We start from the raw sequence: 19,863 nt of genomic DNA on the forward strand, positions 1-19,863 counted from the left end.
GGCCCCGACCCACCGCGAACGGCAGACCGGGGCCCCTCCACACACACGACCTACTCGGCGTCGTCCTCCGGCACCTCGTCATTCGACACGGCATCGGCCTGCGCCGCCGCCGGCACGTCGGCCTCCAACAACCGCGCCAACTGCCGACCCCGGATCCGCTTGAACTTCCGCTGCTGCGCCCGCGTACGGTCCAGCACCGCGACCTCCAGCCGCTCGGCCGGAATCGCCTTGTCGGCGCCGTTCGCCTGACTCGACAGCGCCTGCACCGCCAGCTTCAACGCCTCGGACAGGGTCATCCCGTCCTGGTGACGCTGATCGAGGAACGTGCTGATCTGCTCGGCGTTGCCGCCGACCGCGACCGAGCCGTGCTCGTCCACGATCGAACCGTCGTGCGGCAGCCGGTAGATCTGGTCGCCCGCGGCCGTCGGACCGACCTCGGCGACCACCAGCTCCACCTCGTACGGCTTCTCGCCCGCGCTGGAGAAGATGGTTCCCAGCGTCTGCGCGTAGACGTTGGCGAGCCCACGGGCCGTCACGTCGTCGCGGTCGTAGGTGTATCCGCGCAGATCCGCGTAGCGCACGCCACCGATCCGCAGGTTCTCGTACTCGTTGTACTTGCCGGCGGCGGCGAAGCCGATCCGGTCGTAGATCTCACTGAACTTGTGCAGCGCGCGGGACGGGTTCTCCCCCACGAACACGATGCCGTCGGCGTATTGCAGCACGACCAGGCTGCGACCGCGGGCGATGCCCTTGCGGGCGTATTCCGCCCGGTCGGCCATGGCCTGCTGAGGTGAAACATAGAACGGAGTCGACACCGGCTGACCGTCCCTTTCTTCTGGGCTCCTACGAGGCGACGGATGGTCAGAGCAGTGCGGCGCGCGGGCCGTCGGGCTGCTCCAGCCGACGGTCGGTCACCGAGCGGGCCAGCGCCTGCGACTCGTCGTCGCTCAGCCGGCGGAAGCCCTCGTCGGTGATGACGGTGACAATGGGATAGATGTGGCGGTAGAGGTCCGGACCACCCGTCGCCGAGTCGTCGTCGGCCGCGTCGTACAGCGCCTGCACGACCAGCGTGGTGGCCTGCTCCTCCGTCAGGTCGGGGCGGTACAGCTTCTTCATGGACCCGCGGGCGAAGATCGAACCGGATCCGGTGGCGGCGAAGCCGTGCTCCTCGGAGCGACCGCCCGTCACGTCGTAGGAGAAGATCCGACCCTTCTCCTTGGCCTCGTCGTAGCCCGCGAAGAGCGGAACGACGGCCAAGCCCTGCATCGCCATGCCGAGGTTGCTGCGGATCATGGTGGACAGGCGGTTCGCCTTGCCCTCCAGCGAGAGGGTCGTCCCCTCCACCTTCTCGAAGTGCTCCAGCTCCAGCTGGAACAACTTCACCATCTCGACGGCGAGGCCGGCCGTGCCCGCGATGCCCACCGCGGAGTACTCGTCGGCCGGGAACACCTTCTCGATGTCCCGCTGGGCGATCATGTTCCCCATGGTCGCCCGCCGGTCACCGGCGAGCACCACGCCGCCGGGGAACGTCGTCGCGACGATCGTCGTCCCGTGCGGCGCCTCGACGACACCGTCGGGGAGCTTGCGGTTCCCCGGCAACATCTCGGGCTGGTGCGCCCCCAGGAAGTCCATGAAGGACGAGGACCCCGGCGTCAGGAAGGCTGCCGGTAGACGCCCTGTGCTACGAGTGTTGGGTTCCACAGGTTTCCTTCCACGTAAGCGGCTGCACGCCTTGTGACGTCCGGCCGATCCTTGAACTGCCCCGAGGCCGCGTCGCAGCTGAAGCACAGCACGCCTCGGACCCTACCCGTCTGATGATCGTGATCCACATGATCGGCCGGAGCCGATCCGAAGATCACGCAGACCCCGCCTCGAGCGGCGATCATCTCGTCGCGCCGCGCCTCGGCGGTTCCTCACGAATGCTTCGGGTGAACCGCACGACCCCGCGTGCGGCTCGATCTCACCGCAGACACCGCGGACCCTGCACGGCTTGCGCCCGGACGGCACGTCCACCTTCTCCTTGACGACCTCGCCCACGGCGGCCCGACGGCGCCGATGGCGTGTGGCCCGGTGCGCGGCCACACACTCCCGACAACTCGTCTGCGGACCGTCTCCGCGGTCTCGGTCTGAAGCGAATCCGCTCAGCGACACGTCCACGACGCAGCCACGACACCACTCGGCCCCATGGGACATGCCCCCGATGCCAGCGAGTTCGCCTTGGATTCGATGGCTATTCGCCGCCCTTTTGCACGAAACTCCGAACGAAGTCCTCAGCATTCTCCTCGAGGACATCGTCAATCTCGTCAAGTACCGAATCGACGTCGTCGGAGAGCTTTTCCTGACGCTCCTTGAGGTCGGTCGATTCCTCGACCGCCGCTTCCTCGACCTCCTCGGTCGAGCGCGTCGCCTTCTGCTGTCCGCCGCCGGTGTCCTTGGTCGCCATGTCTACCTCACCCCGCTCGGTTCGCACGCTCATGTCGAGAGACCCCGGATTCGGGATCTCTCAAGATCAGACCCTACGTCGGACCCTACAAGGAGGCCCCGACATTCGTCCCCGTACTTTCACAACGTCCGGGTGACTTCATGATTCCCTCGGCGGGGCCTTTTCAGGCCCCGTCCCGGTACCGGAAATGGGCTCAGCGGCCCGAGAGCACCCGCACCAGTTCCTCCGCCGTCCGACAGCGGTCCAGGAGCTCCTTCACGTGGGCCCTGGTGCCGCGCAGGGGCTCCAGGGTGGGGACCCGCTGGAGCGAGTCGTGGCCCGGCAGGTCGAAGATCACCGAGTCCCACGAGGCCGCGGCCACGTCGTCGGCGTACTGCTCCAGACACCGGCCCCGGAAATACGCCCGGGTGTCCTCCGGAGGCTTCACCTCGGCCCGTTCCACGGCGGTCTCGTCCACCAGTCGCTTCATCTTGCCGCGGGCCACCAGGCGGTTGTACAGGCCCTTCTCCGGCCGTACGTCCGCGTACTGGAGGTCCACCAGATGCAGCCGGGCGGCGTCCCAGTCGAGGCTGTCCCGTCGGCGGTAGCCCTCCAGGATCTCCCGCTTCGCGATCCAGTCCAGCTCGCCGGACAGGCTCATCGGGTCCGTCTCCAGCCGGCCCAGTACGTCCTCCCACCGAGCGAGGACATCCTTGGTCTGCTCGTCCGCGTCGGACCCGAAACGCTCGTCCACGTACTTCCTGGCCAGCTCGAAGTACTCCATCTGGAGTTGTACGGCGGTCAGTGTCCGCCCGCTGCGCAGCGTGATCAGGTGGCCGAGGTCGGGGTCGTGGGAGACCTGATGGAGGGTGCGCACCGGCTGGTCCACGGCCAGATCCACGTTGATGAACCCGTCCTCGATCATCGACAGGACCAGGGCGGTGGTGCCGAGCTTGAGGTAGGTGGAGATCTCCGACAGGTTCGCGTCTCCGATGATCACGTGGAGCCGGCGGTACTTCTCGGCGTCGGAGTGCGGTTCGTCGCGGGTGTTGATGATGGGCCGCTTGAGGGTGGTCTCCAGACCGACCTCGACTTCGAAGTAGTCCGCGCGCTGGCTGATCTGGAAGCCGTGCTCGCGCCCGTCCTGGCCGATGCCGACGCGTCCGGCGCCCGTGACGACCTGGCGTGAGACGAAGAAGGGGGTCAGGTGGCGCACGATGTCCGAGAAGGGGGTCTCCCGCTTCATCAGGTAGTTCTCGTGCGTGCCGTAGGAGGCGCCCTTGTTGTCGGTGTTGTTCTTGTAGAGGTGGATCGGTTGGGCTCCGGGGAGCTGTGCGGCCCGCTCGGCCGCCTCGGCCATGATCCGTTCGCCGGCCTTGTCCCAGAGGACGGCGTCGAGCGGATTGGTGATCTCGGGCGAGCTGTACTCGGGGTGCGCGTGGTCGACGTAGAGCCGGGCGCCGTTGGTGAGGATGACGTTGGCGAGGCCGATGTCCTCGTCGGTCAGCTGGCTGTTGTCGGCGGCCTCGCGGGCGAGGTCGAAGCCGCGGGCGTCCCGCAGCGGATTCTCCTCCTCGAAGTCCCAGCGGGCGCGGCGCGCCCGGTGCATCGCCGCCGCGTAGGCGTTGACGATCTGGGACGAGGTGAGCATGGCATTGGCGTTCGGGTGCCCCGGGACGGAGATCCCGTACTCCGTCTCGATCCCCATTACTCGCCGTACGGTCATGCGGCCCTCCTTGCCCGGCGGCGCTCCCACTCGGGAACGGCGCTCAAGTACCGCTGGTGCTCCGGTGCGTTTCGTGCGGTGCCCGTCCCCGCGCTGCGCGACCGGCGGTACGGAAGAGCCTAGAACCACTCCGCGCTGGTGGGGAGATCATTTCAGTCATTGAATGTGCCTTGTCACCGGCTGAAAAGCAGTCGGCATAAAGCAGTCGGCTGCGGGTGCCCTTGGCCGGGCACCCGCAGCCGCCCCGCTTTGTCAGAGGTACTGACCGGTGTTCGCCACCGTGTCGATGGACCGTCCTGTGTCCGCGCCTTGCTTTCCGGTGACGAGCGTACGGATGAATACGATCCGCTCGCCCTTCTTTCCGGAGATGCGGGCCCAGTCGTCCGGGTTGGTGGTGTTCGGGAGGTCCTCGTTCTCCTTGAACTCGTCCACGCAGGCCTGGAGGAGATGGGAGACCCGGAGGCCCTTCTGCTTGTGCTCGAGGAAGGCCTTGATGGCCATCTTCTTCGCACGGTCCACGATGTTCTGGATCATCGCGCCCGAGTTGAAGTCCTTGAAGTAGAGGACTTCCTTGTCGCCGTTGGCGTACGTGACCTCGAGGAAGCGGTTCTCCTCGGTTTCGGCGTACATCTGCTCGACGACGGTCTGGATCATGCTGTGGACGGTGCCGGCCCTGGAGTCCTGGTGTTCGGACAGGTCGTCCGTGTGCAGGGGCAGGGTGGCCTTGAGGTACTTCGCGAAGATGTCCTTCGCGGCCTCGGCGTCGGGACGCTCGATCTTGATCTTCACGTCGAGACGGCCGGGGCGCAGGATGGCGGGGTCGATCATGTCCTCGCGGTTGGAGGCGCCGATGACGATGACGTTCTCCAGGCCTTCCACGCCGTCGATCTCGGCGAGCAGCTGGGGGACGATGGTGTTCTCCACGTCCGAGCTGACACCGGATCCGCGGGTGCGGAAGAGGGATTCCATCTCGTCGAAGAAGACGATGACGGGGGTGCCCTCGCTGGCCTTTTCACGGGCACGCTGGAAGACGAGGCGGATGTGCCGCTCGGTCTCGCCGACGTACTTGTTGAGGAGTTCGGGGCCCTTGATGTTGAGGAAGTAGGACTTCCCCGCGGGCTGGCCGGTGACCTCGGCGACCTTCTTGGCAAGGGAGTTGGCGACGGCCTTGGCGATGAGCGTCTTGCCACAGCCGGGAGGGCCGTAGAGCAGGATGCCCTTGGGGGGCCGCAGTTCGTGTTCCTTGAAGAGGTCGGGGTGGAGGTACGGGAGCTCGACGGCGTCGCGGATCAGCTCGATCTGGTCGCCCAGGCCGCCGATCTTGTCGTAGTCGATGTCCGGGACCTCTTCGAGGACGAGTTCCTCGACCTCGCTCTTCGGCACCACTTCGTAGACGTAGCCGGAGCGGGGTTCGAGCAGGAGGGCGTCGCCGGGGCGGATGGTGATGTCCAGGAGCGGCTCGGCGAGCCTCACCACCCTTTCCTCGTCGGTGTGCCCGACCACCAGGGCGCGCTCGCCGTCCTCGAGGATCTCCTTGAGGGTGACGATGTCCCCGGCCCGTTCGAACTCCATGGCCTCGACCACGTTGAGCGCTTCGTTGAGCATGACCTCCTGGCCGCGCCGGAGGTCTTCCGGTTCGACGCTGGGGCTCACGTTCACGCGAAGCTTCCGGCCTCCGGTGAAGATGTCGACGGTGCCGTCCTCGTTCGCCTGAAGGAAGACACCGAATCCGGCCGGCGGCTGGGCGAGCCGGTCGACTTCTTCTTTGAGGGCCACAATCTGGTCGCGGGCCTCACGGAGGGTATTCGCCAGTCGTTCGTTCTGCGTGGATACGCCGGCCAGATTCGTCTGGAGCTCGACGATCCGCTCTTCCAGAATCCTCGCGTGCCGCGGAGAGTCGGCGAGCTTACGTCGCAGGACGGCGATTTCCTGCTCGAGATAGGCAACCTGGCCGGCGGGGTCATCAGACCCTCGCCCGGGCCGGATGCCGCGGTTGATGTCGTCGTCGTGGGCTGCCACGGTCCTCACCTCCTCCAAGGGGAGCTGGACGCTTCCTGACCCTACCTGGGCTGGTGGTGATTGAAACCCCTAGATCACAAAGACGGTAGGGGTGTGTCCGATCTTCACCCTTGCGTACTCCCTCACGCCTAGGAAATACCCACCCAGCGACATCGGAAAGCAGCCGGTTGTAAGGTCGAAGTGTTCAACACCCGTCAGGGCTCGCGCGACTTGCTGCGAGTTGCGACCGGGATGGATCACTCAGTGCAGGGAACGGCAGGAGATATGACCGTGCAGCAGGAGGCTCCCGCGGGCGGCGCCGGTGGGACGGATGCGTCGCTTGAGGTCTGGATCGACCAGGACCTCTGCACCGGGGACGGCATCTGCGTGCAGTACGCCCCGGAGGTGTTCGAGCTGGACATCGATGGTCTGGCGTACGTGAAGAGCCCCGAGGACGAGCTCCTGCAGGACGTGGGGGCGACCACTCCGGTTCCTCTGACGCTGCTGCGGGACGTGGTCGACTCGGCGAAGGAATGTCCGGGTGACTGCATCCACGTAAGGCGCGTTTCGGACAGGGTCGAGGTCTACGGTCCCGACGCCGAGTGACGGTTCAAACACTTCTGGCGGTCGAGTCCGTCAGCTCCTGGCGGAATTTTCCGCCCACCCAACGCCACTTGGAGAGCTGCCTCACATCGGGGTCGGAGCGCGGTACCTCGCGTGAGGAATAGCCGAGGAGCGTGGCGGTGACCTGCCCGTCGCTCACGGTGAGGTCGGTGGCGTTCTGCCGGCGCGCGGGGTCGAGCAGGGTGGCGACGACGCGGGGGGCGGAACCGGCGGCCGGGCCCCGGGTGAGCACGTAGAGGGCGTGGGGCGGGGTTCCCGAGCCGGCGTCGCAGCGTACGGCGGCGACGGTCTCGGGGTGTCCGTCCCCGTCGAGATCGCCCTCGGCGGTGGCCGTGACGGCCTGTGCGAGGCCGCGGCAGTCCAGTGGGTACGTGAGCGCGTGCGCGTCGGGGGCGGGCTCCCGGGGCGCGCTGCGGGTCCCCGGGTTCCCGGCGGCGGACGGCGCCGCGGAGGCCCCGTTGGCGGGGTCCGGTTGCAGGAGGCCCGCTCCGGCGATGACGGCGGCCATGGCCGAGGCCGTGGCGATCCAGTGGAGGGGCCTGGTGCGGTGGTGCGCCAGGAGTTCCAGCGTGGGGGCCGGCTCGGTGGGGCTGTGCAGCACGCGGGGTGTCTCCTGTGCGAAGGGTGACGGGGAGCCAGCATCGTGCCACACCTCACACCGGGGTGGAACGGGTGGGTCCGGACGGGTCGCACGATGTCCGGTACAACGAAAAGGCGCCGTGGCGTAGTTCCCGAGTCGGTTCGGGAACTACGCCACGGCGCCTTGCTGTTGGGTCGGCGGCGAGCCTGGGTCAGTCGCGGTCGGCGGCGGCGCCGCCGCGTGACTGGCTGCCGGGGCCGTCGTAGTCCTCGCCGTAGGCGCCCTTGGAGGGGCGGCGGCGACGCATGGGCGGTTCGACTCCGTCCGCGAGGCGGCGGGCGGTGACGAGGAAGCCGGTGTGGCCGATCATCCGGTGGTCCGGGCGGACGGCCAGGCCCTCGACGTGCCAGTTTCGGATCATCGATTCCCAGGGCTGCGGTTCGGCGTAGCAGCCGAATTCGCGGATGGACTCGACGGTGCGCGAGAGCTGGGTGGTGGTGGCGACGTAGCAGCACAGGATGCCGCCGGGGACGAGGGCCTTGGAGACGGCCTCCAGGCATTCCCAGGGGGCGAGCATGTCGAGGATCACGCGGTCGACGTCGGTGTCGGACAGGTTGTCCTGGAGGTCGCCCACGGTCAGCTGCCACGCGGGGTGCGGGCCGCCGAAGTAGCGCTCGACGTTGGCGGTCGCGATCTCGGCGAAGTCCGCGCGGCGCTCGTAGCTGTGGAGCATGCCCTGGTCGCCGATGGCGCGCAGCAGGAAGCTGCTCAGGGAGCCGGATCCGACGCCTGCCTCGACGACGCGGGCGCCGGGGAAGATGTCGGCGAAGGCCAGGATCTGGCCGGCGTCCTTGGGGTAGACCACGGCGGCACCGCGGGGCATGGACAGGACATAGTCGGGGAGCAGGGGACGCAGCGCGAGGTACGCGACGTTGCCCGTGGTACGGACAACACTGCCCTCGGGAGCACCGATCAGCTCGTCGTGCGGGAAGGAACCCTTGTGGGTGTGGAAATTCTTCCCGGCTTCGAGCGTGAACGTGTAGTGGCGGCCCTTGGGGTCGGTGAGCTGAACCTGGTCCCCGACCTCGAAGGGCCCGCGTCGGCGGGCGGCACCGGTCGGTTCGGACATGTGACCAGTGTATTGGCTCTAGGACTGGGGCCGCGCCATGGCCTTCACGAAGGCCTTCTCGACGTCCAGGGCGGAGAGTACGCCGTAGATCGCGCCGCCGGTTTCGACGACGAGGTACTCGGTGGCGGGGGTGGTGCGGAGGTGGTCGAGGAGTTCTTCGCCCACGAGGTCCGCGGAAACCTTCATGCCGGCGGTGAGGTCTTGGGCGAGGGTGCTGACGGCGACCCAGGGCCGGCGGTGTTCGGGGACGGAGGCGATGGCGCTCTCGCGAACGAGGGCGATGGGGTCGCCGTGGCCGTCGACGACGACGAGGGCGCGGGCGCCGGCTTCGTTGGCGCGGCGCAGGGCCTCGGAGAGGGGGGTGGCGTTCTCGACGGGGATGGCGCGGCGGGTGAGGGTGCGGGCCTGGAGTTCGGGGAGGTGTTCGCGCAGCCGGGCCATGCGCAGGCTGTTGCCGGCGCCGGTCCAGATGATGGCGGCGAGGATCGCGGCGAGCAGGGCGTCCATGACGGTGTTCATGCCGCCGATGTCCTGGGGGCGGTTGCCGATGACACCGGTGTGGGTGATCAGGGGCAGTCCGATGAGGACGGCGACGGCGAGGCCGCGGCCGACCCAGGCGGCGGCGACGGTGCCGGTCATGGGTTTGCCGGTGATGCCCCAGATGAGGGCGCGGAGCATGCGGCCGCCGTCGAGGGGGAGGCCGGGCAGGAGGTTGAAGGCGGCGACGAGGAGGTTGGAGATCATCAGGCCGCCGAGGAGGACGCCGGGGACGGTGGCCGGGTCGACGGCGTTCATGCCGAGGTAGAAGGCGCCGGCGAGGAGGAGGGAGAGGAGGGGGCCGACGAAGGCGAGGACGAATTCGCGGCCGGGGGTCTCGGATTCCTTCTCGATCTCGGAGACTCCGCCGAAGAACTGGAGCTGGATGCGGCGCACGGGGAGTTTGAAGCGGAGTGCGGCGATGGTGTGCGCGAGTTCGTGGACCAGGACGGAGGCGTAGAAGGCCACGGCGAAGAAGAGGGAGACGAGGTACCGGACGAGTCCGAGGTCGGGGAGCACTTGGTCCAGTTGGTCGCCGAAGACCCAGGTGATGAGCGCGGCGACGAGGAACCAGCTGGGCGAGACGTAGACGGGTACGCCGAAGGGGCGGCCCATGAGGAGTCCGCCGCCCGGGTCGGAGCGCTTGGCTGCGCGCTCGCCGGTTTCGTCGGTGTCTGCCACGGCTGTCCTTCGTTCGGTGCTGTCCGGCGTGGTGCGGGGTGCCGGCGGTTCGTGGGGGTTCGTCGCGGTGTGGTGGCGCGGTGTGATGCTCCGATCATGCAGTGCGAGGGGGCTCGACGTCGATGGTATGCGTGTGCTGTCGGCGTCGGGTCGTAGGGTTTCACGCATGACGACGAGCCCTGACCCCGGACCGGACACGGCCGCTGCCGGTGCGACGCCCTCTGTGGGTGGTGGCGCGGTGCGGCCCGCTTCGCTGTCGCCTTCGCGGGCCAGCGATTTCATGCAGTGCCCGTTGCTGTACCGGTTCCGGGTGATCGACAAGTTGCCGGAGAAGCCGAGTGCGGCGGCGACGCGGGGCACGCTGGTGCACGCCGTGCTGGAGCGGCTCTTCGATCATCCGGCGGCGGAGCGGACGGCGCCGCGTGCGAAGGCGTTGATTCCGGGGCAGTGGGACCGGCTGCTGGAGGCGAGGCCGGAGCTGACGGAGCTGTTTCCGGAGGGGGACGACGGGGCGGGGTTGGCCGGCTGGCTGACGGAGGCCGAGGCGCTGGTGGAGCGCTGGTTCACGTTGGAGGACCCGACGCGGCTGGAGCCGGTGGAGCGGGAGTTCTTCGTGGAGACGGAGCTGGAGTCGGGGCTGCGGTTGCGGGGGATCATCGACCGGGTGGACGTGGCGCCGTCGGGTGAGGTCCGGATCGTCGACTACAAGACGGGCAAGGCACCGCGGCCGCAGTACGCCGAGGGCGCGCTGTTCCAGATGAAGTTCTACGCCTTGGTGGTGTGGCGGCTGAAGGGGGTGGTGCCGCGCCGCTTGCAGCTGGTGTACCTGGGCAGTGGCGACGTGGTGACGTACGACCCGGTGATCGCGGACCTGGAGCGGGTGGAGCGCAAGCTGCTGGCGCTGTGGGAGGCGATCAGGGAGGCGACGGAGACGGGTGACTGGCGGCCGCGTCCGACGAAGCTGTGCGGCTGGTGTGATCATCAGGCGGTGTGTCCGGAGTTCGGTGGTACTCCCCCGGTCTATCCGCTGGTGATCGGGCCGAGGGCCGAGGTGCGGGTCGAGGTCGAGGCGGTACGCCCGGAGGGATCCTGATCGGTGGATCAGGGCAGAATGGGCGGCGTCCGTCGAAGCCGTCGTACGAATTCGAGGTAGACCCCGTGGCGATCCGCGTACTGCTGGTCGATGACCAACCGCTGCTGCGCACCGGTTTCCGGATGATCCTGGAGGCGGAGCAGGACCTGGCGGTGGTCGGTGAGGCCGGGGACGGTCTGCAGGCGCTGGACCAGGTGCGGGCCTTGCAGCCCGATGTGGTGTTGATGGACATCCGGATGCCGCGGATGGACGGGGTGGAGGCGACGCGTCAGATCACGGGTCCGGGGCGGGACGGGCCGGCGAAGGTGCTGGTGTTGACCACGTTCGATCTGGACGAGTACGTGGTGGAGGCGTTGCGGGCGGGGGCGAGCGGGTTCCTGTTGAAGGACGCGCCGGCCGTCGAGCTGGTGCAGGCGATCCGGGTGGTCGCGGCGGGTGAGGCGATGTTGGCGCCGAGCATCACGCGGCGGTTGTTGGACAAGTACGCGGGGCATCTGCCGTCGGGTGAGGACAACGTGCCGGACGCGTTGGGCACGTTGACGGAGCGTGAGGTCGAGGTGTTGAAGCTGGTGGCCCGGGGTCTGTCGAACGCGGAGATCGCGGCGGACCTGTTCGTGAGCGAGACCACGGTCAAGACGCATGTGGGGCACGTGTTGACGAAGTTGGGTCTGCGCGACCGCGTGCAGGCGGCCGTGTACGCGTACGAGAGCGGTCTGGTGCGTCCGGGCGCGGGTCAGTAGTTCCTTCGGGACGCGCGACGGCCCCCCGCCCGTGAGGGTGGGGGGCCGTCGCGCGTCCGGGGTGTCCCGGAGCGGGGTCTAGCCCTTGGCTATCTCCCAGAAGCGGAAGACGGTCGAGGCGTCGAGGGACCACTGGAGGCCGGTCACGTTGGGGCGGGTGACGGCGTACTGCTTGCTCTGCCAGAGCGGGAGGATCGGGACCTCGTCGGCGACGATGTCCTGGAGGCGGGTGAAGTCGGTGTTGGCCGCGGTGCGGTCGGACTTCGCGGAGGTCGACGGGATGATGGTCCCGCTGATCTCCTTGTTGTCGTAGTTGTTGCGCAGGACGTTGTCCGGGCCGAAGAAGGGCTGCGTGAAGTTGTCGGCGTCCGGGTAGTCGGGCACCCAGCCCTTCACGTAGACGCCGTACTTGCCGGCCTGGATGTCCTTGTCGTACTGCTCGAACTCGACGGACTTGACGTCGGCGTCGAACAGGCCGCTGTCGTTGAGCTGCTTGGCGATCAGCTGGAATTCCTGGTCGGTGGACGGGCCGAACCGGGAGGGCGTCGAGTACAGGGTGATCTTCACCTTGTCCTTGATGTTGGCCGCGCGCAGGACGGCCTTCGCCTTGTCGACCTGGGGGCTGCCGCCGTAGCGGTCGAAGAACGGGGTGGTGTGGGATCCGATGCCGGCCGGGACGATCGAGTACAGCGGGACGGCGGTCCCGTTGTAGACCTCCTTGACGAGCGCTTCGCGGTCGACGAGGTAGGCGATGGCCTTGCGGATGGGGAGCTTGCCGGCGACCGGGTCGTTCATGTTGAAGACGAGGTGCTCGACCTCGGCGCCGGCGCCCTGGACGACCTCGACCTTCTGGTTGCCGGTGTTGCCGGCGAGGCCCGCGATGTCCTTGGCGGCGAGGCCGCGGAAGGCGAAGTCGACGTCGCCGCTTTCGAGGACCTTCTTGAGGGCGGCCTGGTCCTCGTTGAAGAACTTCATGGTGACGCCGGTGTTCTTCGGCTTGGCCTTGCCGCTGTAGGACTCGTTGACGGAGAAGTTGGCTGCCTTCTCGTTGATGGAGTCCAGCTTGTAGACGCCGGAGCCGAAGGCCTTGCCGTCGGTGCGGATCTTGTCGGCGGGGTATTCGGTGTGGTCGACGATGGAGCCCGCGCCGGCCGCGATCTTGCTGGGGAAGGTCGCGTCGGAGGTCTTCAGGCGGAAGACGACGGTCCGCTCGTCGGGGGCGTCGATGCCGGCGATCGACGAGAGCATGACGGCCGGGCCGTTCTCGTCATTGATCTTCAGGGTGCGCTCGAAGGAGTACTTGACGTCCTGGGAGGTCAGCTTGTTGCCGTTGCTGAACTTCAGGCCGGTGCGCAGGACGCACTTGTAGACCTTGCTGTCGCTGCCCTGGAAGTCGCAGTTCTGCGCGGCGTCGGGCTCCGGGGTCGTGCCGCCCTTGGGGAAGGTCAGCAGCGACTGGAAGACGTTGTTGAAGAGCAGCCAGGAGCCCGGGTCGTAGCCCGAGGCGGGGTCGGTGGCCTTGACCTTGTCGGATATGCCCATGACCACGCCCTTGCCGTCTCCGGCGGCGGATCCATCCTGCGCACCGCAACCGCTGAGCAGCGCGGCGGCGGTGGCGGCGCCGAGCGGGGCTGCCAGCCACTGGTTACGTCTCATCACGCGAACGTCCTTCACAGTCGAACTGTTTCGTTGCGCCGGCCTGCGACTCCCGCTGCCGGTTCCTGCCTTGCTCAGCCGCTGACGCCCCGGCCGAGTTCCCACAGCTGGAGGTCGGAGATGGCGTTGACGGACCACTCCACTCCGGTGATGCCGTCGCGTGCGGCGACGTACTGCTTGCCCTGCCACAGGGGCAGGACCGGTACGTCCTCGGCGACGATTTCCTGCATCTCCGTGATCGCGGGGGCGGCGACGTTGCGGTCGGCCGCCCGCCGGGACTCGGGGATGAGACGGGTGCGTACGGCGGCGTTGGCGTACGGCGTGCCCAGGAAGTTGTCCTGCTCCAGGAACGGGGCGAGGAAGTTGTCGGCGTCGGGGTAGTCGGGGAACCAGCCGAGCCCGTAGGCGGCGTAGTCGCCCTTCTTCTGCGCGGGCCGGAAGTCGTTCCACTCGTTGCCCTGGACGGTGATGTCGAACAGTCGCGTGGAGTTCAGCTGGGTCTTGAGCGTCTCGAACTCGGCTGCCGTGCCGTCGCCGTAGTGGTCGGCGGTGTAGTTCAGGGTCAGCTTGACCGGGGTCTTGATGCCGGCGGCCTTCAGGATGTCGGCGGCCTTGGCGGTGTTGGCCTCGCCGTACTTGTTGAAGAACGAGTTGACGTGGCCGGTGACGGTGGTGGGGACCAGGGAGTACAGGGGCTGCGCGGCCTTGCCGTAGACCTTGGAGATGAGCTGGTTGCGGTCGACGGCGGCGGCGAGGGCCTGGCGCACGGCCTTGTCCTTGACGACCGGGGCCTCGGTGTTGAAGCCGAGGTAGCGGATCTCCAGGCCGGGCATCGGGACGAGCTTGACGCCCTTGGGGGGCTTGTCGGAGAGCTCGGTGATCTGGGCGGGCGACAGGGTGCGGGAGACCATGTGGATGGCGCCGTCGGCGAGGGCGTTGCCCATGCTCTCGGAGTCGGCGAAGGTGCGCAGTTCGACCTTGTCGTTCCGGAGCTTGATGTCGCCCTGGTAGTTCGGGTTCTTGGTGAAGACGGCGCGGACGAGGTGGTCGTCCTTGACTTCGGCCTTCATGGTGTACGGGCCGGAGCCGTCGACGGCGAAGCCGGTGCGGAGCTTCTTGGCGTCGTAGTTCTTGGCGCTGACGATGCCCGCGGCGGGGGTGGAGAGCTTGTACGGGAAGGTCGCGTCGGCCGTCTTGAGGTGGAAGACGACGGTGTCCTCGCCCTTGGCCTCGACGGTGTCGAGGGTGGAGAGCAGCGAGGAGGGGCCGTTCTCGTCCTTGATCGCGAGGACGCGGTCGATGGAGAACTTGACGTCCTGGGCGGTGAGCGGGTCACCGCTCGCGAACTTCAGCCCGGGGCGCAGGGTGCAGCGGTAGCTCTCGTTGCCGGTGTCGGTGAAGCGGCAGTCGGAGGCCGCCTCGGGGACGGGCCGGCCGCCGCCGCGCGGGGTGTGCATCAGCGTCTGGACGGTCTGGCGCAGTACGTTCCAGGCGCCGGCGTCGTAGGCGTAGGCGGGGTCGAAGGGGGCGGGGGCGTAGTCGGCGGCCTCGAACCGGTCGGTGGTTCCGACGACGATCGCCCCGGTTCCTGCTCCTCCGCCGCTCGCGCTGCCGCATGCGGACAGCGCGGGGGCGAGCAGGCCTGCGACGGCCGTCAGCACCATGGTCTTGCGGTTCATGCTGGAAGTACTCCCTCGACCCGGCACTTGCTCAAAGCGGCGTGAAAGGCACTTCGCGACGGTCGCCCGTTCAGGGCGGAACGATCGGGCCGGTGGTGTGACGATCGGTCCACGCGGTACCGGCACAAGGGTGTGTGTCCGGTACGGCTGAGGTGCGGCGCGGTGCCCGGATCGACATTAGTGGCCTGGGACGGGATGGCTGGAACTGGCAGGAGTTGGGGCGTAATCGGACGGTGATCGGAGCGGACTGACCGCATCTGCCGGAGTCTCCGCAGATGCGGTCAGGAGCTGATCAATCCGGACACAAAGGAAGCCCCCGGAGGGCCCGTGGGGGCTTCTCGGGGGCTTCGTGGGTGACCAAGGTCACCCGCCGCAACTACGCCAAGGGGGATGGAATTTCGGCCTCCGGTCCAGGAGGCGAGAGATCCTCTTGTGGGACCTGCGTCACACCCGCGTTCTGTTCGGCACGCAGCGTACGCGATCAGTTCATCGGAGTGATGAGGGACCGCAGGAACGGAAGATCGACTTCCTCCAGGGAGCGGACGATCGTGCGGCCGGGGGCCGGCGCGATCACGCCGACGGAGGGGATCGCCACGACCCGGCAGCCGGCGGCCTCGGCGGCGGCGACGCCCGTGGCGGTGTCCTCGATGACCGCGCAGCGCGAGGGGTGCGCGCCCAGGGAGCGGGCGGCGAACAGGTACGGGTCGGGGTGCGGCTTGGTGCGGGGCACCTCGTCACCGGCGACCGTCATCGTGAAGCGGTCCCGGCCGAGGGTGAGCAGCACCTGGTCGATGACCCGTCGGTGGGAGGCGGACACGAGGGCGGTGGGCACGTTGTGCCGGGCCAGCTCGGCCAACAGCCGCTCGGCTCCGGGCATCATGGGCACCTGGTCGGCGATCCGGGCCTCGAAGCGCTCGTTGAGGAGGACGCTCAGCTCGGCGATGCCGATGGCCGCGCCGGTGGACTCGATGAGGAAGGCCGCGCTGCGGCTCATGGGACCGCCGACGACGATGTCGCGCCACGAGTCCTCCAGCAGGTGGCCGAGCTCGCGGAAGATCTCCGCCTCGATCTCCCACCAGAAGCCCTCGGTGTCGACCAGCGTGCCGTCCATGTCGAGCAGCACCGCCTGGAGGGCTGAGTCGTCGGCCGTACGGGCGACGGGGGCGGGGACGGTACTCGTCATGCGCACACCTCTCTGAAGGGACGACAAGGCCGGCCACCTCTCTCCTCGGGGCGTACCCCGGGGAGCAGGCGACCGGCCTGTATGGGACCGACAAGTGTACGTCGATCCGCGTCAGCGTGCGTTGAAATACTTCGCTTCGGGGTGGTGAATCACGATCGCGTCGGTGGATTGCTCCGGGTGGAGCTGGAACTCCTCGGAGAGGTGGACGCCGATGCGCTCGGGCCGGAGGAGGTCGGCGATCTTGGCACGGTCCTCCAGGTCGGGGCAGGCTCCGTAGCCCAGCGAGAAGCGGGCGCCCCGGTACTTGAGGTCGAACATGTCCTCGACCTTCGCCGGGTCCTCGCCGCCGAAGCCGAGCTCGGCGCGGACGCGGGCGTGCCAGTACTCGGCCATGGCCTCGGCGAGCTGGACGGACAGTCCGTGCAGCTCCAGGTACTCCCGGTAGGAGTCGGACTCGAACAGCTTGGCGGTGGCCTCGCCGATCCTCGACCCGACGGTGACCACCTGGAGACCGACGACGTCGGTCTCCCCGGACTCCTCCGGGCGGAAGAAGTCCGCGAGGCACAGGCGACGGCCGCGGCGCTGGCGCGGGAAGGTGAAGCGGGTCCGCTCGTTGCCCTGCTCGTCGAGGATGATCAGGTCCTCGCCCTTGGACACGCAGGGGAAGTAGCCGTAGACGACGGCCGCTTCCAGCAGGTTCTCGGTGTGCAGCTTGTCGAGGAGGCCGCGCAGCCGCGGCCGGCCCTCGGACTCCACCAGCTCCTCGTACGTCGCCCCGCCGGCGCGGGCCTGCTTGAGGCCCCACTGGCCCTTGAACAGGGCGCCCTCGTCCAGCCAGGAGGCGTAGTCCTTGAGCGGGATGCCCTTGACCACGCGGGTGCCCCAGAACGGTGGGGTGGGGATCGGGTTGTCGGTGGAGGTGTCGGAGCGGCCGCCCGGCTCCTCGGTCTCCGCCGGCTCGGGCAGGGGCGCGGTGCGCTTGGCGACGCGGCGCTGCTTGAGTTCGGGCAGGGTGGCTCCGGGGACGCCACGCTTCACGGCGATGAGGGCGTCCATGAGGCGCAGGCCCTCGAAGGCGTCGCGGGCGTAGCGGACCTCGCCCTCGTAGATCTCGTGGAGGTCCTGCTCGACGTAGGCGCGGGTGAGGGCGGCGCCGCCGAGGATCACCGGGTAGTCGGCCGCCAGCTTGCGCTGGTTGAGCTCCTCCAGGTTCTCCTTCATGATCACGGTCGACTTCACGAGGAGACCGGACATGCCGATGACGTCGGCCTTGTGTTCCTGCGCGGCTTCGAGGATCGCGGAGACCGGCTGCTTGATGCCGATGTTCACGACGTTGTAGCCGTTGTTGGACAGGATGATGTCCACGAGGTTCTTGCCGATGTCGTGGACGTCGCCGCGGACGGTGGCGAGCACGATGGTGCCCTTGCCCTCGGCGTCGGTCTTCTCCATGTGCGGTTCCAGGAAGGCCACCGCGGTCTTCATGACCTCCGCCGACTGGAGGACGAACGGCAGCTGCATCTGGCCGGAGCCGAAGAGCTCGCCGACGACCTTCATGCCCTCCAGGAGGGTGTCGTTGACGATGTCGAGGGCCGGGCGGGTCCGGAGCGCCTCGTCGAGGTCGGCTTCCAGGCCGTTCTTCTCGCCGTCGATGATGCGGCGCTGGAGCCGCTCGTCGAGCGGGAGCGCCATCAGTTCCTCGGCGCGGCCGGCCTTGAGGGACTTGGTGTTGACGCCCTCGAACAGTGCCATCAGCTTCTGCAGCGGGTCGTAGCCCTCGGCGCGCCGGTCGTAGATCAGGTCGAGGGCGGTGCCGACCTGCTCGTCGTCGAACCGGGCGATGGGCAGGATCTTGCTGGCGTGGACGATCGCGGAGTCCAGGCCGGCCTTGACGCACTCGTCGAGGAATACGGAGTTGAGCAGGACGCGGGCGGCCGGGTTGAGGCCGAAGGAGATGTTCGACAGGCCCAGCGTGGTCTGCACGTCCGGGTGACGGCGCTTCAGCTCGCGGATCGCCTCGATGGTGGCGATGCCGTCCTTGCGGGACTCCTCCTGGCCGGTGCAGATGGTGAAGGTGAGGGTGTCGATGAGGATGTCCGACTCGTGGATCCCCCAGTTGCCCGTGAGGTCCGCGATGAGCCGCTGCGCGATGGCGACCTTGTGTTCGACGGTGCGGGCCTGGCCCTCCTCGTCGATGGTCAGCGCGATCAGCGCGGCGCCGTGCTCCCGGGCGAGGCCGGTGACCTTCGCGAAGCGGGACTCCGGTCCGTCGCCGTCCTCGTAGTTGACCGAGTTGATGACGGCGCGACCGCCGAGCTTCTCCAGGCCGGCCTGGATGACGGGGACCTCGGTGGAGTCCAGCACGATCGGCAGCGTGGAGGCGGTGGCGAAACGGCCGGCCAGTTCCTTCATGTCGGCGACGCCGTCACGGCCCACGTAGTCGATGCACAGGTCCAGCATGTGCGCGCCTTCGCGGATCTGATCGCGCGCCATCTCCACGCAGTCGTCCCAGCGCGCCTCCAGCATGGCGTCGCGGAACTTCTTCGAGCCGTTGGCGTTGGTGCGCTCCCCGATCGCCATGTACGAGGTGTCCTGGCGGAACGGGACCGTCTGGTAGAGGGAGGAGGCGCCCGCCTCGGGCCGGGGCTCGCGGGGGGCCGGGCTGAGGGCGTGGACCCGCTCGACGACCTGGCGCAGGTGTTCGGGGGTGGTGCCGCAGCAGCCTCCGACGAGGGAGAGGCCGTACTCGCGGACGAAGGTCTCCTGGGCGTCGGCCAGCTCGCTCGCGGAGAGCGGGTAGTGCGCCCCGTTCTTGCCCAGGACGGGCAGGCCGGCGTTGGGCATGCAGGAGAGGGGGATGCGGGAGTTGCGCGCGAGGTAGCGCAGGTGCTCGCTCATCTCGGCGGGGCCGGTCGCGCAGTTGAGGCCGATCATGTCGATGCCCAGGGGCTCCAGCGCGGTGAGCGCGGCGCCGATCTCCGAGCCGAGCAGCATCGTGCCGGTGGTCTCCACGGTCACGGAACAGATCAGCGGCACGGACACGCCGAGGGCCTCCATGGCGCGGCGGGCGCCGATGACGGAGGACTTGGTCTGGAGGAGGTCCTGGGTGGTCTCGACGAGGAGGGCGTCGGCGCCGCCGGTGATCAGGCCCTCGGCGTTGATCTGGTAGGCGTCGCGGATCGTCGCGTAGTCGATGTGGCCCAGCGTGGGCAGCTTGGTGCCGGGGCCCATGGAGCCCAGGACCCAGCGCTGGCGTCCGGTGGAGGCGGTGAACTCGTCGGCGACCTCGCGGGCGATGCGGGCGCCGGATTCGGACAGCTCGTGGTTGCGCTCGGCGATGTCGTACTCGGCGAGGGCGGCGAAGTTCGCGCCGAAGGTGTTCGTCTCGACGCAGTCCACGCCGACGGCGAAGTACTCCTGGTGCACGTTGCGCACGATGTCGGGGCGCGTGACGTTCAGGACCTCGTTGCAGCCTTCGAGCTGCTGGAAGTCCTCCAGGGAGGGGTCTTGTGCCTGGAGCATCGTTCCCATGGCTCCGTCGGCGACGACCACGCGGGTGGCGAGCGCCTCCCGGAGGGCATCGGCCCGGGTCTGGGTGTCTGCGGGCGGGTTCGGCAACGAGGCCATGGATGAGCTCCCTGGGATGCGACGGCTGTCGGCTTTGCACCCCCTCTGTGTCAAGGGTGCACGCGGTCAGGGTAACCGCGCGGTGGCAACCCCGGTGGGGCCGTCCCACGTGGCGGACTGCATTCTGTGCGCGGGGGTCTGTCCCGGCTGTCCGGATCGGTGCTGTCCTGAAGATTCCCCCGACCATGCGC

At 68.3% G+C, this 19,863-nt stretch carries 16 protein-coding genes; 3 read left to right on the forward strand and 13 right to left on the reverse strand.

Annotated features, from left to right (window positions below; genetic code table 11):
• Positions 1–50: 50 nt before the first annotated feature.
• The 6 genes from prcA to arc all read right to left on the reverse strand — a co-directional run bounded on the left by prcA (position 51) and on the right by arc (position 6,167).
• Complete coding sequence (gene prcA / locus ACQEVM_RS24515) at positions 51–815, reverse strand: proteasome subunit alpha (protein ID WP_351917259.1); 765 nt, start codon at positions 813–815, stop codon at positions 51–53.
• A 46-nt stretch (positions 816–861) separates the two neighbouring features.
• Entirely contained in the window at positions 862–1,701 is an 840-nt protein-coding gene (prcB, locus tag ACQEVM_RS24520) for a proteasome subunit beta (RefSeq protein ID WP_351375550.1), read from the reverse strand.
• Positions 1,653–1,886, reverse strand: coding sequence for an endonuclease VII domain-containing protein (locus ACQEVM_RS24525; protein WP_433082432.1), 234 nt, complete (start codon positions 1,884–1,886; stop codon positions 1,653–1,655). The genes prcB and ACQEVM_RS24525 overlap by 49 nt, the downstream gene beginning before the upstream one ends.
• 344 nt (positions 1,887–2,230) lie before the next feature.
• The gene (locus ACQEVM_RS24530) at positions 2,231–2,443 is read right to left on the reverse strand and encodes a ubiquitin-like protein Pup (protein WP_030233608.1); all 213 of its coding nucleotides are present in this window, start codon (positions 2,441–2,443) and stop codon (positions 2,231–2,233) included.
• A 193-nt stretch (positions 2,444–2,636) separates the two neighbouring features.
• Positions 2,637–4,148 carry a depupylase/deamidase Dop gene (dop, locus tag ACQEVM_RS24535; RefSeq protein WP_433082434.1) on the reverse strand — a complete coding sequence of 504 codons (1,512 nt, stop codon included), beginning with the start codon at positions 4,146–4,148 and terminating at the stop codon, positions 2,637–2,639.
• A gap of 252 nt (positions 4,149–4,400) precedes the next feature.
• Positions 4,401–6,167, reverse strand: a complete 1,767-nt coding sequence (gene arc, locus ACQEVM_RS24540) for a proteasome ATPase (protein ID WP_351752020.1) — start codon at positions 6,165–6,167, stop codon at positions 4,401–4,403.
• 264 nt (positions 6,168–6,431) lie between these two features.
• On the opposite strand from arc, the gene ACQEVM_RS24545 reads away from it, so the two are divergent.
• Positions 6,432–6,752: a ferredoxin gene (locus ACQEVM_RS24545; protein ID WP_433082437.1), complete on the forward strand. Its 321-nt coding sequence runs from the start codon at positions 6,432–6,434 to the stop codon at positions 6,750–6,752.
• A 4-nt stretch (positions 6,753–6,756) separates the two neighbouring features.
• Here the strand turns inward: ACQEVM_RS24545 and ACQEVM_RS24550 are convergent, their stop codons facing one another.
• The 3 genes from ACQEVM_RS24550 to ACQEVM_RS24560 form a co-directional block, all read right to left on the reverse strand.
• Positions 6,757–7,371 carry a hypothetical protein gene (locus tag ACQEVM_RS24550; protein ID WP_433082439.1) on the reverse strand — a complete coding sequence of 205 codons (615 nt, stop codon included), beginning with the start codon at positions 7,369–7,371 and terminating at the stop codon, positions 6,757–6,759.
• Positions 7,372–7,561: 190 nt separating this feature from the next.
• Positions 7,562–8,479, reverse strand: a complete 918-nt coding sequence (locus ACQEVM_RS24555) for a tRNA (adenine-N1)-methyltransferase (RefSeq protein ID WP_433082441.1) — start codon at positions 8,477–8,479, stop codon at positions 7,562–7,564.
• Between the two features lie 18 nt (positions 8,480–8,497).
• The gene (locus ACQEVM_RS24560) at positions 8,498–9,979 is read right to left on the reverse strand and encodes a site-2 protease family protein (RefSeq protein WP_433082443.1); all 1,482 of its coding nucleotides are present in this window, start codon (positions 9,977–9,979) and stop codon (positions 8,498–8,500) included.
• On the opposite strand from ACQEVM_RS24560, the gene ACQEVM_RS24565 reads away from it, so the two are divergent.
• Both ACQEVM_RS24565 and ACQEVM_RS24570 read left to right on the forward strand, forming a co-directional pair.
• On the forward strand, positions 9,864–10,790 hold the full coding sequence (locus ACQEVM_RS24565) for a RecB family exonuclease (protein ID WP_433082445.1): 927 nt from the start codon (positions 9,864–9,866) through the stop codon (positions 10,788–10,790). The two genes, ACQEVM_RS24560 and ACQEVM_RS24565, sit on opposite strands and share 116 nt — an antisense overlap.
• A gap of 65 nt (positions 10,791–10,855) precedes the next feature.
• On the forward strand, positions 10,856–11,530 hold the full coding sequence (locus tag ACQEVM_RS24570) for a response regulator (RefSeq protein WP_053678766.1): 675 nt from the start codon (positions 10,856–10,858) through the stop codon (positions 11,528–11,530).
• Between the two features lie 78 nt (positions 11,531–11,608).
• Here the strand turns inward: ACQEVM_RS24570 and ACQEVM_RS24575 are convergent, their stop codons facing one another.
• The 4 genes from ACQEVM_RS24575 to metH all read right to left on the reverse strand — a co-directional run bounded on the left by ACQEVM_RS24575 (position 11,609) and on the right by metH (position 19,672).
• Positions 11,609–13,186 carry an ABC transporter substrate-binding protein gene (locus ACQEVM_RS24575; RefSeq protein WP_433085349.1) on the reverse strand — a complete coding sequence of 526 codons (1,578 nt, stop codon included), beginning with the start codon at positions 13,184–13,186 and terminating at the stop codon, positions 11,609–11,611.
• A 74-nt stretch (positions 13,187–13,260) separates the two neighbouring features.
• Positions 13,261–14,865, reverse strand: a complete 1,605-nt coding sequence (locus tag ACQEVM_RS24580; RefSeq protein WP_433082447.1) for an ABC transporter substrate-binding protein — start codon at positions 14,863–14,865, stop codon at positions 13,261–13,263.
• Positions 14,866–15,346: 481 nt separating this feature from the next.
• Positions 15,347–16,048 (reverse strand): HAD family hydrolase, encoded by a 702-nt coding sequence (locus ACQEVM_RS24585; protein WP_266951236.1) that lies wholly within the window; start codon positions 16,046–16,048, stop codon positions 15,347–15,349.
• A gap of 111 nt (positions 16,049–16,159) precedes the next feature.
• On the reverse strand, positions 16,160–19,672 hold the full coding sequence (gene metH / locus ACQEVM_RS24590; protein ID WP_433082450.1) for a methionine synthase: 3,513 nt from the start codon (positions 19,670–19,672) through the stop codon (positions 16,160–16,162).
• Positions 19,673–19,863: the final 191 nt, after the last annotated feature.

Origin of the sequence: Streptomyces sp. CA-243310 (genome assembly GCF_050936775.1) — a bacterium.
In the GTDB taxonomy this organism is placed as follows: Bacteria; Actinomycetota; Actinomycetes; order Streptomycetales; family Streptomycetaceae; genus Streptomyces.

Coding starts and splice junctions, on each gene's coding strand:
- ACQEVM_RS24525 (WP_433082432.1), bottom strand. CDS start 1,886: ATGATCGCCGCTCGAGGCGGGGTCTGCGTGATCTTCGGATCGGCTCCG.
- ACQEVM_RS24530 (WP_030233608.1), bottom strand. CDS start 2,443: ATGGCGACCAAGGACACCGGCGGCGGACAGCAGAAGGCGACGCGCTCG.
- dop (WP_433082434.1), bottom strand. CDS start 4,148: ATGACCGTACGGCGAGTAATGGGGATCGAGACGGAGTACGGGATCTCC.
- ACQEVM_RS24545 (WP_433082437.1), top strand. CDS start 6,432: ATGACCGTGCAGCAGGAGGCTCCCGCGGGCGGCGCCGGTGGGACGGAT.
- ACQEVM_RS24555 (WP_433082441.1), bottom strand. CDS start 8,479: ATGTCCGAACCGACCGGTGCCGCCCGCCGACGCGGGCCCTTCGAGGTC.
- ACQEVM_RS24565 (WP_433082445.1), top strand. CDS start 9,864: ATGACGACGAGCCCTGACCCCGGACCGGACACGGCCGCTGCCGGTGCG.
- ACQEVM_RS24560 (WP_433082443.1), bottom strand. CDS start 9,979: ATGAAATCGCTGGCCCGCGAAGGCGACAGCGAAGCGGGCCGCACCGCG.
- ACQEVM_RS24575 (WP_433085349.1), bottom strand. CDS start 13,186: ATGAGACGTAACCAGTGGCTGGCAGCCCCGCTCGGCGCCGCCACCGCC.
- ACQEVM_RS24580 (WP_433082447.1), bottom strand. CDS start 14,865: ATGAACCGCAAGACCATGGTGCTGACGGCCGTCGCAGGCCTGCTCGCC.
- ACQEVM_RS24585 (WP_266951236.1), bottom strand. CDS start 16,048: ATGACGAGTACCGTCCCCGCCCCCGTCGCCCGTACGGCCGACGACTCA.
- metH (WP_433082450.1), bottom strand. CDS start 19,672: ATGGCCTCGTTGCCGAACCCGCCCGCAGACACCCAGACCCGGGCCGAT.